The organism is Hymenobacter fodinae, assembly GCF_004745825.1.
GTDB classification, from domain to species: domain Bacteria; phylum Bacteroidota; class Bacteroidia; order Cytophagales; family Hymenobacteraceae; genus Hymenobacter; species Hymenobacter fodinae.
The window spans coordinates 505,676-519,526 of sequence record NZ_SRLA01000002.1; the positions used below are offsets into that span (position 1 = coordinate 505,676).

The window sequence follows — 13,851 nt, forward strand, 5'->3', positions numbered from 1 at the left end:
CGAATATTATACACTACAATGAATTTGCAAAAGGCCGGCTCGCATGTAGTCGCCTTAACATTAGCCTCTGGTATGGCTGAAAAGCATGAAGTATTTTACTTTAACCATGGCGAACAATTAGTGGACGCTGGAATGGTAAAAGCGTACTTAAAGCCAGAGGTGAGGCTGCTTGATATAACCTGCTATCCAACACTCAACAAGGCACTATGGAAAATAAACGGTTTGCTTAAGCGCCTTACGGGTTACGCTGGATTTCATGAACTGTGCAAAACATTCGTTTTTCTCTTCATGATTGTCAGGCATAGAATTGAATTAGTGCATGGACATGAGATATTGACTAAATATTCTAAACTGGCCAAAGTAGCTCGCTTGCTTTCTGTTCCTATTGTTGTTACCGATCATAACGGCTATACGATGCTGTTAAAGGTTGGTGATACTTCCTTTTATCCATACGCTAATCAGGCAAAAGCCATCATAGCGGTGTCGCACTATACCGCGCGGGTACTTCGTGAAGGAACCACTCACGAAAGCTCTGAGAAACTGCGAGCTTACGGAGAAAAGGTACTCGCCTCTGATCATAAGGCTGAGTATGATAGTCTCAAAAGCAACCAGAGCACTACACCTATTGCTGTACCACTCACAGTACCCGTCACTACCATATATAACGGAGTATTGCGCTATAATAAATCCTTGCCAGTGCCGACTACTATTAAAGAAAGCTTAGGTATTATGCCTAATGCTTTGGTGTTTGGAATGATAGCCCGTGGCACTGAGCAAAAGGGTTGGCGTTTCGCCCTTGCTGCTTATCAACAATTAAAGCAGCAGTATCCCCAGCGCCACTTCAATTGGCTGTGCATGGGGGATGGGCCTTGCATTCAGGAAATTAAAGCTGAACTCGGTACTCAACATCCAGATATTATTTTTGTGGGTAATGTCGATGATCCTCATTACTATATGTCGGTATGTGATGTAGGGATTGTGCCCTCTAGTTTTTCAGAAGGGTTGCCGTTGAGTATTGTGGAATTTTTCGAGCACCGAGTGCCCGTCATTGGTAGTGACTTATGCGGAATTCCTGAAGTCATTACACCAGATAATGCTGAGCCAGGAGGATTCCTGATTGAAATGGAGGAGGATTCGACTCCTTGTATTTCCAGCCTATTATCCCATATGGCCCGATATGTAGACGATGCAACTTTGCTTAATAAGCACGGAGAAGCCGCTCTTGCTATTCGACGTCGGTTTGATATGGATCAGTTTATAGCTGCACACGAGCAGTTGTATACCCACGTGTTGGCTTCAACCAAGTAGTAGATTCTGCATGCAGGTTTCCGTTATCATCATTAATTACAACACCTTTCAGCTCACCAGCGAGGCCGTTGAATCCATCATTAAGCATACCCGAGGGGTTAGCTATGAAATTATTGTCGTAGATAACGCTTCAACCGAATGTGACCCCGGACTTTTCAAGCAGCGTTTCCCGTCAATTAAGCTGGTTCGCAACCCTAATAACTCGGGCTTTGCCAAGGGAAATAATTTAGGTATTGAGTACGCCAGTGGTGAAACGGTGCTGCTTTTCAATAGTGATGCTGCCTGCCTGAATGACGCTCTAACCTTAACCTATCAAGCCTTGCAGTGGGAGACTACCTTAGGGTTAGTGACGGCTCGTCTTGAATATCCAGATGGGCGAGTACAGCACTCGTGCGGAAGATTTCCGTCCATCAGTTTGCAGCTAGTTGAACTGCTGCGCCTGCAGAAGTTTATGTCGGACGAACAGCGCGGCCGTATTCTACAAGGTGCTTTCTTCTCGTACGACAAACCACTGTACCCTGACTGGGTATGGGGAACTTACTATCATCTTAAGCGTGAAGTAATCGAGAAAATGCCTGGCGGTCATCTCGCTGATGATTTTTTCATGTACGCCGAGGATTTGCAATGGAGTTACATGGTGCGTAAGCTAGGCTACACCGTGAAATATATACCCGAGGCGCGGGTGATGCACCACTTCTCGCAGAGCACGAAAAAGGAGAAGCGCCTCAATCAAGGAAATATGATTCTGCAAAATGAAGATACTTTCTTACAGCGTGAGTATGGGTGGACAACGACAAAGGCCTACTACTTGGCAAAAATGGCCAACTTCTTGCTGATGCGGGGAAACTCGGAGCATCGACAGCATATGCTGCAGCAGTACGGTAAATTGCTGCTCGGTAAACCCTTGTAGACTTCTGCTCTGCTTGCCATATATCGGTAGTTCGCTGCTACTCCACGAACTTATCTTTTCTTCAGTGACATCTCCTGCTTTCTCAGCTCCATTTTTCTCCATCGTTGTGCCCTGCTACAATCGGGCGGATATTATTCAAGATACAGTGCAGGCCATCCTCGAGCAGGAGTATAAGAACTTTGAATTAATACTGGTTGATGATGGTAGCCGTGACAACTTACGGGAGGTAGTAACACAGATAACTGACTCGCGGGTGCGCTACTACTACAAGGAAAATGGCGAAAGGGGAGCAGCCCGTAACTACGGTGCCCAACGCGCACTAGGCCAGTACATCAATTTCTTTGACTCTGACGATGAGATGTACCCCAACCACCTGCGAGTAGTGAAGGATTTTCTTGATCAGCATGGTCTAGTAGAGATAGTTCACACTGGTTATGAGCGCTTAGATGGGCAGGACCGTGTTATGAGTGAAGTCTGCGAATTTTTGGGCAGCACTAACGAAGCATTGCTGCACGATAATCCCCTAGCATGCAATACTGTGTTTGTTCGACGTGATATTGCCCAAGCAAATCCATTCGAGGAGGATCGTCGTTTGGCCAGCGCCGAGGATTGGGAACTATGGTTGCGGCTGGCAACCAAGTATACTTTTCACCCGGTCCGGCAAAAAACTTTCTGCTTACGTGAGCATGATGGACGTAGCCTCAATACAATTGCGCCAGAAGCAGTGCGTGCACGCGATGAATTGTTCGCTCAGCTAATAAGGCAAAACCCCGATTTCGCTCGGCGCTTTCCTGGTCAAACTCACAAGTTTGTAGCTGACCGCTATACATTTATCACCTTGACCATGGCACTCAGCAAGCAGCATCGGCTAAAAACCCTGCGCTATTTGTGGAAAGCCGTGAAGGAGGACCCCACAGTGGTAGGACGACGGCGATTTCTAGCTTCGGTCAAACATTTGTTTTAAGCCTTCGGGGCTGCACACAACATTACCGGTAATCGTCTTAATTGTCTTCATGACTACTCCTTCTTCTGCAAGCTCCTCTAATACAATAGAGGCTGCTATAGCTGACCGCAATACACCAATAAAACCCGAAAAAAAATACATTCATGGGCTGGACTTTCTGCGTGCTATAGCTGCGCTAAGTGTGTGTTTATATCACTTCTCCGGGGCGGCTCTACCAAAGGTCATTAATATATACATGAAGCCAACCTTCGCCTATGGGTGGCTGGGCGTAGATATTTTCTTCGTTATCTCAGGATTTATTATACCGTACAGCTTATTAGGTAAGAACTATTCAGTAAGAGAGTTTGGCTCTTACATGATGAAGCGTATTATACGTATCAACCCGCCTGCATATGTAGCCATGGGCCTAGTATTGGCGCAATGGTTTATGATTGATCATTTCATTAATCACAACCGTGTATATACAGGAGAAATCTCCTTAGCACAGATTTTTCACAATCTGCTCTTTACAGCACCCTTTACTCAGTATAAGTGGGTAGTAGGCATCTTTTGGACGCTGGCCATTGAGTTCCAGTTTTACATTTTCATTGGGTTGTTTTTTGGGTTCCTCTTTGAAAGCAAAAGCCTCTGGAAATTTGTAGTAGTCTACTTGCTGGTAAGTTTATTACAGTTTCTTCCTTTCTCAGACTTCCGCAACTTCTTCCATTTTAGCTCCCTGTTTGCTATGGGAGGTATTACGCTGCTCTATCACCAAGGACGAGTAGGTAAGCAGGAGTTTGGGGTAGTAATGGCTATTTTTATTGCCTTGGCTTACTGGCAGCTTGGATTAGCTATTACTCTAGTAGGTGTGCTAACATCATTTGCCATTCTTTTCACTAGTGTCCAGGACAGGCTATTCGCATTAATTGGTAAAATCTCCTACTCTTTTTATCTAATACATGTGCTACTGGGCACGACTTGCGAATTCGTGCTGATTCGGGTTGTTACCCCAGATACAGAAATTAATAAGGTGATTATCACGCTGCTCTGTATTGTATTTGCTTTAGTAGGGGCTTATATATTCTACTATTTTATAGAGCGGCCTTTCATTGAATTAGCCAAGAAGTACGGTAAAGCTCGGGCATAAACTTTAGTGACCTTACTCGATAAAACCAGGTCTTTTAGTAACGCCTCATATTCACGTAGTCTGCTTCAATGCGCAAAAATCTTTTAATGGTCATTCCGAACCTGGGCTTGGGGGGAGCGCAACGCGCTTTTCACGACCACAGTGTGGAACTCAGTAAATACTACAACATAACAGAGGCTGTCTTCGACCTCGACTTGGAAAACCTCTACCCTTCCGGGAACCCCGTAAAAAGTTTGCAGGTAGGCGGTGGAGGTGGACCAGTCCAAAAGGTAAGGAACTTCTTCCGGCGCGTAAGTCAACTGAAGCTGCTTAAGAAACGGCTTCGGACGGACATCTGTATTAGTCATTTGGAAGGTGCCGATTACGTTAACCTGCTTAGCAAAGGCAAAGAGAAAATTATTCTTCTCATTCAAGGGTCTAAAACACATGACCGCAACATTAGTGGCTTCACCGGATGGCTACGCAAGGACGTGCTTATGCCTATGCTCTACAAGCGAGCCGACCGAATTGTGTGCGTCAGCCGGGACATCATTCCTGAGATGGTGAATGACTACGGCGTTGATGCTCGCAAACTGAGTGCAATCAATAATTCGTTTGAGGTGGAAAGCGTATGGGAACGGGCGCAGGAGGCGTTGCCCGCGGCTATGCAGGCGGTGTATGACTCAGCGCCTATTCTAGTCACCTCTGGTCGGCTAGCTATTCAGAAAAATCAAGCGCCCCTGCTTGATATTTTCGCCGAGCTACAAAAAGTACAGCCTGCTAAGTTGGTTTTCATCGGCGACGGTGAGCTACGTTCTGAATTAACGCAGTACGCCCGCGCCTTGGGCCTGCGGGTGTACGAAGCCTGGACTGATGCGGAGTTGACCCCTGAGTATGATGTGTATTTCGTAGGGTTGCAGCACAATCCTTTTCAATACATCCGTCCAGCTACGGCTTTCGTGTTTCCTTCGGCATGGGAAGGGTTTCCATTGGCGCTGGGAGAAGCAATGACTTGCGGAGTGCCGGTGGTGAGCACCGATTGCCCAACGGGCCCTCGAGAGATGCTGGCTCCCGAATCGGTCACGCCGACTCAACCCATCCGAACCGCCGAGTGGGCCGAATATGGTGTGCTGATGCCGATGTTGACCGATGCCACAACGCGCACTACCGATCAGCAGGTTTGGGTTGACACACTGCGGAACTTGCTGCAGGATAAAGGACGCTGTCGGCAGCTCGGGCAAGCAGCCAGGCAGCGCTCAAACGATTTCACCCACGAGAATACATTTCGTCGTTGGCAAAAGCTGATTGATGAGGTGTTAGCCGAATAAGCGTAGCTGGCCTAATAATACGCCCGTTGTGCAAAATAGCTAAAACAGCCATTGGAAAAACCACTCATCCTCGTCGTCGATAACTCCCGAGCCGTAACGGGCGCCTTAAACGCTATGCGACACGCCACGGCTCCGCTTCGGGAGCAGTTCCGATATGAGTATATAGTCCCGACTGGTAGTACAGCTCGCACCGTTTTAGAGCAGGATGGGTATATAGTCCATGAATTGCCATTCGTGGAAATCAGTCGTCGTAAAGATGACTTACTCCGTTATGCACCACTGCTGTTGCTAAATAGTTGGCGCTTATTCCGGCTGGCCCGGCGACGAGGGGCAGCCATGATTCATCTGAATGACTTTTATAATCTGACGGGCTACATAGCTAAGGGGTTAAGCCTAGGCCAGTTACGCGTAGTGACGCATGTGCGTTTTCTGCCCCAGAGCCTGATACAACCGCTGGCGCGTACATGGCGCTGGTTTGCGGAGTCGTTTGCGGATCAAGTCATCTGTGTTTCAGAAGCTGTGAGGCGCTATTTCAACGCAGAGCAAAAAGTGCAAGTAGTCTTCGACCCTATACCTGAGGCTGAGCACTACCCCGCACCTGTAGTACCTCTTCCGCGTGCTGATGGCACGATACAGTTGTTGTATTTGAGCAATTATATTCAGGGAAAAGGGCAGGATTTTGCCGTGCGCGCTTTTCGTTTGGCCTACGCGCAAAACAACAGACTGCGGCTCACGTTCGTAGGGGGCGACATGGGTATGGCTAAAAACAGAGAGTTTCGGCAACAGCTGGAAGCGTCGGTGCAGGAAAGTGGCCTAGAGGCGGTTGTGCGGTTCGAAGGCTTCGCAACGGATGTAGAAAAAGCTATAAAGGAAGCCGATGTAGTGCTGAACTTCTCTGAGTCAGAATCCTTTTCGCTTACTTGTCTTGATGCTTTGTATTTCGGGACACCGCTTATTGCCTCCGACTGTGGCGGTCCGGCAGAGCTATTTGAACATGGGCGCTCAGGGCAGTTGGTACCAAACCGTGATGTAGATGCCATGGCCACGGCAATTACTACTATAGCCGCTGATGGGGCTATGCGTAAGCAGTTCGCGGCGGCTGGCCGCGATTATGTGCGGTATAAATTTCGACCAGCAACTACATACCAAAAGCTAGGCCAGATATACAGCACGCTACTCAACAAAAGCTAAGCCGAAGGATGTTTGGTAGAATGCATATATAGCCCGTACGATTAAATTCTGCTCTGCTGGCTGAAGGTCATGGAAAAGTGGAAGTCTGACCAGCGTTTGAGCGTAACGCTCCGCGTGAGGAAGAGCGCGGCCATCATGGCGAGGACCGTAAAAGGGGCTGAGGTGTAAGGGCAGGTAGTGGAAGACAGCGAGAATCTGATGCTTCCGTAGGTAGGCCAGCAGCGCATCCCGCTCGGTTTCGTGGCGGCAGAGCAGTGCGAATATATGCCAGTTAGGTTGTGCTGCAGGCAACTGAGGAAGCAGGCGAAAAGCTCCAGTCGCGGCTAACGGTGCAAGAGCCTTTGCATAGTATTCCCAAAGCTGGCGACGACGGGCCTGAATTATATCAATAGCTTGTAGCTGAGCCCATAAATAGGCCGCGTTTAGCTCCGAAGCCAGAAAGGAAGAACCAATATCCACCCACTCGTAGCGTGCGGCCTCGCCTCGGGCAAACGCGGCGCGGTTGGTGCCTTTTTCCCAGAGAATTTCTGCCCGTGCCATGAAACTGGGGTCGTTTATGACCAGCATGCCGCCCTCACCAGCGCTGATGTTCTTGGTTTCATGAAAAGAGAAGGCGGCTAAATGACCGAAGGTGCCTAGCGGTTGGCCTTCATATTGGGCCTCAATAGCTTGTGCAGCGTCTTCTATCACCCACAGGCTGTGCTTACGGGCCAAGTCAAGCAGCTCGTATAGGCCTACCAGCGGCTGTCCACCGTAATGCACCAGCACAATGGCTTTGGTTCGGGCACTAAGGAGTGGAGCCACCTGCTGCCAGTCAAGATTTGGGTGATCGGGTCCGCTATCTGCAAAAATCACGTGGGCACCGCGTAGCACAAACGCGTTGGCAGTCGACGTGAACGTGTAGCTGGGCATAATCACTTCGTCGCCGGGCTGCAGGTTAAGCAGGAGCGCGGCCATTTCCAGTGCATCGGTGCCACTAGCGGTCAGCAGAGCCTTGGCAACGCCGTAGCGATGCTCAAAAAACTGATGACAGCGCCTCGTGAATTCGCCATTTCCGGACAACTTGCCGGCAGCTACAGCCTGGCGTATATATTCCAGCTCCAGGCCTGCGAGGAAAGGGCGGTTAAACGGTATTGAATAATGTGGTAGAGAGAGGCTCATACTGTGCTTTCAGCTACCACATACAGCGGACGGGCCCGAACGCCCTCGAATGTTTTGCCCACATAAAGGCCTACAACTCCTAATACTGTAATTAGTACCCCAGAAAAGAAACAAAGTGACACGATCAGGCTTGCGTAGCCCAGTACTACAATTTGGCCTCGTAGTGCCCGGAATAACATCCATAGGCCTAGCCCAAACGCTACACCAGCCAGAAGGAGGCCTAGGTACACTGCCAAGCGAAGCGGTTTATCAGAATACGTGAGCAGAATATCCAGGGCCAACTGCAGGCGGCGCGCCAGGGAGTATGAAGTAGGGCGTGATGTTTGTCCGTGTGCTACGCGTAGCGATGTTTGCCGAAAACCTGCCCACCTTACCATTGTAGGAAAGTAACGTGTGCTTTCGCGAAGTTGAAGAATGGTATTAATTAGGCGGCGGTGGTAAATGCCAAAATTACTTACCTCAGGATCCTGCGCTTGTCCCGTAAGGTACTCTAGCATGCGGTAGAACAGACGGGCGCCCCAAATAGCAACAGGCGAATCAGTACGTTGGCCACGGCGGGCCAGCACTGCATCGTAGCCTTCCTGAGCCTTATGCCAAAGCCGGCTGATTTCCTCAGGTTGGTCCTGAAGGTCGCAATCTAGCACTGCTATCCATTGGCCTAGGCATTGGTCTAGACCAGCCGTGATGGCGTGATGTTGACCAAAGTTACGGGACAGCCGCAGGCCACGTATTTGTGGCCTGCGCGCCGCATGCCGACAAATAACCTGCCAGCTCTCGTCGGTACTACCATCATCAACCAGAATGATTTCCCAACCTGAGCCAGCTAAAGGCACTAGCTCTGCTTCTAGCCGCACTACTAACTCGTCGAGCACTCGCTCTGCCTGATACACCGGGCTAACAACAGAGATTAATGGTACAGAAGAAGCAGACATGAATTATAAAGAGGAAACTAGACTACAATAAGCAGTTCAGGAAATCAAAGATAACACCCCATAGGTAGTACAGTCGCAGCGGTGCTACGAAACAACTTTCGGCAGGTAGGCGCCGGTTATCGTACCTTCGCGGGTATTAGCTATGTGCGCAGTCTGTTTCGCTATAGCTTTTTACATAGCTTTCTATGCAAATTCTCTTTCTGGTTCCTTACCCAGTAGGCAAAGCGCCTTCGCAGCGCTTTCGTTTTGAGCAATATTTTGACGCACTAACCGAGGCTGGGTATCATTATCATGTGGCGCCTTTCATCACTGAGGCTACCTGGAACATTCTATATAAACCAGGCCATCAAGTGCAGAAGGCCCTGGGCATAATTGGGGGCTTTCTGAGACGGACGATGTTGCTGTTGAGCGTGCCAAAATATAATTACGTATTTATTCACCGTGAGGCATCTCCAATTGGCCCACCGATATTTGAGTGGATAATTACTAAGGTGCTTGGCAAGAAGATTATATACGATTTTGATGATGCTATCTGGATTCCTAACACTTCAAAGGCCAATAGAATAGTGGCTGGCGTGAAGTGGCATCAGAAAGTAGCCGATATATGTCACTGGGCATACAAAGTGAGTTGCGGCAACGCATACCTACGTAATTATGCTGCTCAGTTCAACGCTAATGCCATTATTAATCCTACCACCATTGATACTGAACACTTACATAACCAGGTTCGCGACCAGCAGGCACCAAGTAAGCTAGTTATTGGCTGGACAGGTACGCACTCAACCCTCAAGTATATTGAGCAAGTGGTGCCAGTATTAGCCAAGCTCGAGAAAGAATTTGACTTCGAGTTTCGGGTTATTTCTAATCAGCCGCCTGAACTGCCGCTACGGAGTCTTGTGTATCAACCTTGGCGTAAGGAAACCGAAATTGCAGATCTGCTTACCTTCCATGTAGGACTTATGCCCCTCGAAGATGACCCGTGGGCTAATGGTAAGTGCGCCTTTAAAGCTTTGCAGTACATGGCTCTAGGCGAGCCAGCATTGGTTTCACCAGTGGGTATGAACACGGAAGTGGTGCAGCAGAATGTCAACGGGAATATCTGCTCAACACAAGCTGAATGGGAAGCCGCGTTGCGCCGCCTGTTGCAAGATCCTGGTTTACGCGCCCAGATGGGCCGTGCGGCCAGGCGCACAGTTGAACAACGCTATTCTGTGGTAGCTAATCGCCCCAATTTTCTTGCATTATTCACCTGAGCACGTAGCGCCGGCTTAGCTCGGCGCGGTTGAGGCTGAGCCATAAACTGCATGATATAGAGTGCCGACAAATAGAAAGGCATCAACGGAATCTTGTAGCGTACTAAAGTGCCAAAGTTGCCACTATTTGTTCCAACTCCAATGGCAAAGATGATACAGAACAGGAAGCTGAATAGCAGCACAGGACGGGCTGCTATTAATCTGAAGCTTTTTAGTAGGCCAGTGCGATAAAATAGCGTAATGGTAAGGTAGATGAAAAGCGTAGCTTCCAAAGCAGAGAGCAGCATCACTGGGTTGCGCACCTCAAATAGAAATGGCCGGTAAATTGATACAATAATAGCCTGAGGTGCTACCCGTACCAACGAGCCTGGAGAGCCATCGAATTCGCCAATGTTATAAGCTGAACCATTGGTGGCCTGGGTAGTAAGATATTCTTGGTTGATTTTAGTTCGCTCTCCAATTTTTTCAACATCGTATTTGTCGTCACCAGCAGTGAGGTTAGTGGCTCCAATGTAGCCAGCGCCGAGGCCTAGGACGATAAACAAAGGCTTTAGCAACATCCGCAAAGCAGCAGATTTGATTCGTTGGTTATTCTCGTTGAATACCCATAACAATGCTGGCGGCATGAACGAAAGAAGTATATACACCTTTACGGACATCAATATGTATATACCTATACCACCCATGATCAGAGCTGTTAACATATTTTTACGGACAATCAACAGGTGATAAAAGCCGTAAAACGTCCAGCCCAGTGCTCCCATGCACAGCGAGTCTTTCATAAGGCCAGACCCCCAAAAGAATACCGAGGGTAGAAAGAAAACAGCAATTGCTAATTTCTTATAAGCCAAAGGGTAGATACGCAGAAAAGTGAGGTACATCGCCCACATACCAGAAAAGCTCAGCAGGGCGAAGAAGAGGCTGACAATTGTGTAGGTACCAAAGCAGAATAAGGCACAAAAGCCGCCAACTCGTGCTACGAAATACTCAGTAGGAGCATTATACCAATACATTTGGCCAGTGTAGCGAGCAGTTAGTGGATCGTACTCTGCTTTAGCAAAAATGAGCTTTAATCCGGCTGCAGGCGAATCAACAAAAGCTTGGTAGATAAGCTTGACGTGAGTAAAATAGTTGTAAGTATCCCCACCATTGTAGTAGAACTGATAAATAAGTCCTAACGCAATAGCCCCTAAAAACTTAACTGATAGTGCTGGAATAAAATATTTCTTAGTAATAGAATTAGTAAAGCGTTTACGCAACGCAAATGCTAGTCCATAAAATAGGCCTAAGTAAAGTGGAGTTAGAAAAAGATCTTTTAATTCCATGCGCTGAGCCTACTTCTTGTTCTTTTTTAAATACGCTTTCGCCTCATTGTATTGTTCCGAGTTGTGCTCAGATTTCTCACGCACAATGGTGTAATAGCGTACGGCCCCTCTTACATCTTTCTCTTTATCGGCCATACGAGCTAGAGCCAAGTTGGCGTACAAATAGAAGCCACCCGTCGTCTCGGCAGTGCTTTCAGCAAAAACGATGCAGCGCAAGTAATAGTCTTTAGCTTTTACAAAGTCCTTGTACTTATTCTGCATAAGCCAACCCATAAAATAAGTAGCATACCTGCCGCTTATAGCTTCGTAGCCAGGAAGGCCGCGGTTGAGCTTATCCAGAATTTCACGACTCACTCGCTCACACTCCCGGAAATCGCCTTGATTAAAGCAGACTAACGCGTAGAAACGCTGACAATAGGCATTATCGGGGTAGGTGGTAGCCATGTACCGGGCGATGGGCATGGCGGCCTCAGGCTTATTCTCTTCGTTAAGGAGAATTTTCATGAGGAACACTCTCGCCTCTGGGCCTACGTAAAAACCGTTGTCGGCTACATTGCGCAGTTGTTGTAAGCCCAAAGTCTTACTGCCTTTAGGGAAAAAAAGCAGGACTGGTTTCAGGAGAGGATAGTTATCCGGTATCCAAACGGAATAATAGTTAAACAGGGCCTGGCCAAACAAAAACTCTGGACTCAGACCATTTGCCTCTTTACTGATTTCAAGATAATCAAGGGCTCGTTTAGCGCTTACAGTTGCTTTGCGCCAATCGCGGCGGTCTGCATGCAGGCGACCATCAAAACCATATGCTGCTGCTAAGAAGAAGCAAGCTTCGTAGTTACGTTTATCAGCTTCATACAGCTTTTCTCCCTTTGTAATAGCCGTATCCATATAGGCGAAGAACAGTTTGTCGTACTGTTTCGTCTGATTGTTAGTCGGGACTATTTTCCACCACGTACTTAGGCCCAGCAAGAAATAGGGCATGGGGTGATTGGGATAGCGCCGCCGTAAGGAGCGGAATTGTCGCTCGGCTTTATCGTACTTGAAATTGTAAAGATTGTATACTGCTCCTTCCAATTCTGTCTGAATATCCTTGTCTAGAAGAAGCCATCCTTTTGTGTCCACTGCATTGGGAGCAACGTCTACATTTTCTAGTTGCACCTGCCGAGTTGTGTCGGATACGGAAGACCGGTTTGTTCCAGATTGCTGCGCCAAAGCCGAGAAGGGCAAGAGGAAGAGCAACAGGATAAAACGGAGTTTTTGAATCATAATCACAATTGATGTCGGCTTCACGCTCACAGAAAATAGCTGGCGAAACCGCCTCCGAAGAGGCTAAATTAGAATTTTTATCTTGGTTTTGGACAAATAAGCGCCCCGCTATGAACCTTTTACAGACCTTATGCCAGATAGCAGCACCTTCTGGTAATGAAGCGCCACTAACAGAATTCTTATTAAACTACATCCAAGAAAACAAACAAAGTTGGAAGACTCAGCCAACCACCTTACACGGAGAAGAGTTTCAAGATTGTATTATTCTAGTATTTGGAACGCCACGTACGGCTGTGTTTGCTCATATTGACAGCATAGGGTTCACTGTACGATACGGGAATCAGTTGGTACGTATAGGTGGACCAGATGCTGAAACAGGGTATAAGCTTGTAGGGCAGGATTCACAGGGCGTGATTAAAAGCACCTTAGTAGTAGATGAGCAAAGTGGTGCATTAAGCTGTGATTTTGACCGGGAAATAGACCGGGGGACGGAACTCACATTCCACTGTGACTTTAGGGAAACTGACACAACTGTGCAAAGCTGCTACCTAGATAACCGATTAGGAGTGTGGAATGCGTTACGCCTATGCGAAACAATACAAGATGGCATCATCGTTTTCTCTTGTTGGGAAGAGCATGGTGGCGGCTCAGTGGCGTACCTAGCCAAATACATCTATGAGACGTACGGAGTAAGACAAGCGCTCATTTCGGATATAACGTGGGTAACCGAAGGCGTGCATATGGGGCAAGGGGTAGTCATTTCTCTCCGCGACTCGTTGATTCCTAGGCGCAGCTACGTTGAGCGCATTCGACGTATTGCGCGGGAGGCAGGTATTCCACACCAACTAGAAGTAGAAGGGGCTGGCGGTTCCGATGCTAAAGAATTACAGCACGGGGCTCAGCCATGGGATTGGTGCTTCGTTGGGGCTCCGGAAGATAATGTGCACTCTCCGAATGAGTTGGTGGATAAACGTGATATAGACAGTATGCTAGGCCTGTATCAAGTGTTGATGCAGAAATTGTAAACTAAGAGAACATCTTCAGGAAAGCCGCCCATTTATATGAGCGGCTTTTTTGTTTTGTGCCATGAGGTAAGCGGTGGTTGCAATTG

12 protein-coding genes are annotated in these 13,851 nt (G+C 47.9%); 8 read left to right on the forward strand and 4 right to left on the reverse strand.

Annotated features, from left to right (window positions below; genetic code table 11):
- The first annotated feature begins 18 nt into the window (after window positions 1-18).
- The 6 genes from EU556_RS09380 (at window position 19) to EU556_RS09405 (ending at window position 6,806) form a co-directional block, all read left to right on the forward strand.
- A complete protein-coding gene (locus EU556_RS09380) occupies window positions 19-1,308 on the forward strand; it encodes a glycosyltransferase family 4 protein (RefSeq protein WP_210116254.1) in 1,290 nt (429 codons plus the stop codon).
- 10 nt (window positions 1,309-1,318) lie between these two features.
- Window positions 1,319-2,218 (forward strand): glycosyltransferase family 2 protein, encoded by a 900-nt coding sequence (locus tag EU556_RS09385; protein WP_135433515.1) that lies wholly within the window; start codon window positions 1,319-1,321, stop codon window positions 2,216-2,218.
- Between the two features lie 64 nt (window positions 2,219-2,282).
- Entirely contained in the window at window positions 2,283-3,182 is a 900-nt protein-coding gene (locus tag EU556_RS09390; RefSeq protein ID WP_167855525.1) for a glycosyltransferase family 2 protein, read from the forward strand.
- A gap of 49 nt (window positions 3,183-3,231) precedes the next feature.
- Complete coding sequence (locus EU556_RS09395) at window positions 3,232-4,308, forward strand: acyltransferase family protein (protein ID WP_135433518.1); 1,077 nt, start codon at window positions 3,232-3,234, stop codon at window positions 4,306-4,308.
- A 68-nt stretch (window positions 4,309-4,376) separates the two neighbouring features.
- The gene (locus EU556_RS09400) at window positions 4,377-5,615 is read left to right on the forward strand and encodes a glycosyltransferase (protein WP_135433520.1); all 1,239 of its coding nucleotides are present in this window, start codon (window positions 4,377-4,379) and stop codon (window positions 5,613-5,615) included.
- 51 nt (window positions 5,616-5,666) lie between these two features.
- Complete coding sequence (locus EU556_RS09405) at window positions 5,667-6,806, forward strand: glycosyltransferase family 4 protein (protein WP_135433522.1); 1,140 nt, start codon at window positions 5,667-5,669, stop codon at window positions 6,804-6,806.
- Here the strand turns inward: EU556_RS09405 and rffA are convergent.
- Together rffA and EU556_RS09415 are read right to left on the reverse strand one after the other, a co-directional pair.
- A complete protein-coding gene (rffA, locus tag EU556_RS09410) occupies window positions 6,789-7,967 on the reverse strand; it encodes a dTDP-4-amino-4,6-dideoxygalactose transaminase (protein WP_135433524.1) in 1,179 nt (392 codons plus the stop codon). The genes EU556_RS09405 and rffA overlap by 18 nt on opposite strands.
- Complete coding sequence (locus EU556_RS09415; protein WP_135433526.1) at window positions 7,964-8,899, reverse strand: glycosyltransferase family 2 protein; 936 nt, start codon at window positions 8,897-8,899, stop codon at window positions 7,964-7,966. The genes rffA and EU556_RS09415 overlap by 4 nt, the downstream gene beginning before the upstream one ends.
- Window positions 8,900-9,084: 185 nt before the next feature.
- Between EU556_RS09415 and EU556_RS09420 the strand changes: the two genes are divergently transcribed.
- Complete coding sequence (locus tag EU556_RS09420) at window positions 9,085-10,152, forward strand: glycosyltransferase family 4 protein (RefSeq protein WP_135433528.1); 1,068 nt, start codon at window positions 9,085-9,087, stop codon at window positions 10,150-10,152.
- On the opposite strand, the gene EU556_RS09425 is transcribed toward EU556_RS09420, so the two are convergent.
- Both EU556_RS09425 and EU556_RS09430 read right to left on the reverse strand, forming a co-directional pair.
- Window positions 10,104-11,477: a hypothetical protein gene (locus tag EU556_RS09425; RefSeq protein ID WP_135433530.1), complete on the reverse strand. Its 1,374-nt coding sequence runs from the start codon at window positions 11,475-11,477 to the stop codon at window positions 10,104-10,106. The two genes, EU556_RS09420 and EU556_RS09425, sit on opposite strands and share 49 nt — an antisense overlap.
- Before the next feature lie 9 nt (window positions 11,478-11,486).
- Window positions 11,487-12,740, reverse strand: coding sequence for a tol-pal system protein YbgF (locus EU556_RS09430; RefSeq protein ID WP_135433532.1), 1,254 nt, complete (start codon window positions 12,738-12,740; stop codon window positions 11,487-11,489).
- Window positions 12,741-12,850: 110 nt separating this feature from the next.
- On the opposite strand from EU556_RS09430, the gene EU556_RS09435 reads away from it, so the two are divergent.
- Window positions 12,851-13,765: a M20/M25/M40 family metallo-hydrolase gene (locus tag EU556_RS09435; RefSeq protein WP_135434720.1), complete on the forward strand. Its 915-nt coding sequence runs from the start codon at window positions 12,851-12,853 to the stop codon at window positions 13,763-13,765.
- Window positions 13,766-13,851 lie beyond the last annotated feature (86 nt).

Excerpts from the sequence above, each read along its gene's own strand:
- EU556_RS09385 (WP_135433515.1), top strand. The coding sequence starts at position 1,319 with ATGCAGGTTTCCGTTATCATCATTAATTACAACACCTTTCAGCTCACC.
- EU556_RS09425 (WP_135433530.1), bottom strand. The coding sequence starts at position 11,477 with ATGGAATTAAAAGATCTTTTTCTAACTCCACTTTACTTAGGCCTATTT.
- EU556_RS09400 (WP_135433520.1), top strand. The coding sequence starts at position 4,377 with ATGCGCAAAAATCTTTTAATGGTCATTCCGAACCTGGGCTTGGGGGGA.
- EU556_RS09435 (WP_135434720.1), top strand. The coding sequence starts at position 12,851 with ATGAACCTTTTACAGACCTTATGCCAGATAGCAGCACCTTCTGGTAAT.
- EU556_RS09430 (WP_135433532.1), bottom strand. The coding sequence starts at position 12,740 with ATGATTCAAAAACTCCGTTTTATCCTGTTGCTCTTCCTCTTGCCCTTC.
- EU556_RS09395 (WP_135433518.1), top strand. The coding sequence starts at position 3,232 with ATGACTACTCCTTCTTCTGCAAGCTCCTCTAATACAATAGAGGCTGCT.
- EU556_RS09380 (WP_210116254.1), top strand. The coding sequence starts at position 19 with ATGAATTTGCAAAAGGCCGGCTCGCATGTAGTCGCCTTAACATTAGCC.
- EU556_RS09420 (WP_135433528.1), top strand. The coding sequence starts at position 9,085 with ATGCAAATTCTCTTTCTGGTTCCTTACCCAGTAGGCAAAGCGCCTTCG.
- rffA (WP_135433524.1), bottom strand. The coding sequence starts at position 7,967 with ATGAGCCTCTCTCTACCACATTATTCAATACCGTTTAACCGCCCTTTC.
- EU556_RS09415 (WP_135433526.1), bottom strand. The coding sequence starts at position 8,899 with ATGTCTGCTTCTTCTGTACCATTAATCTCTGTTGTTAGCCCGGTGTAT.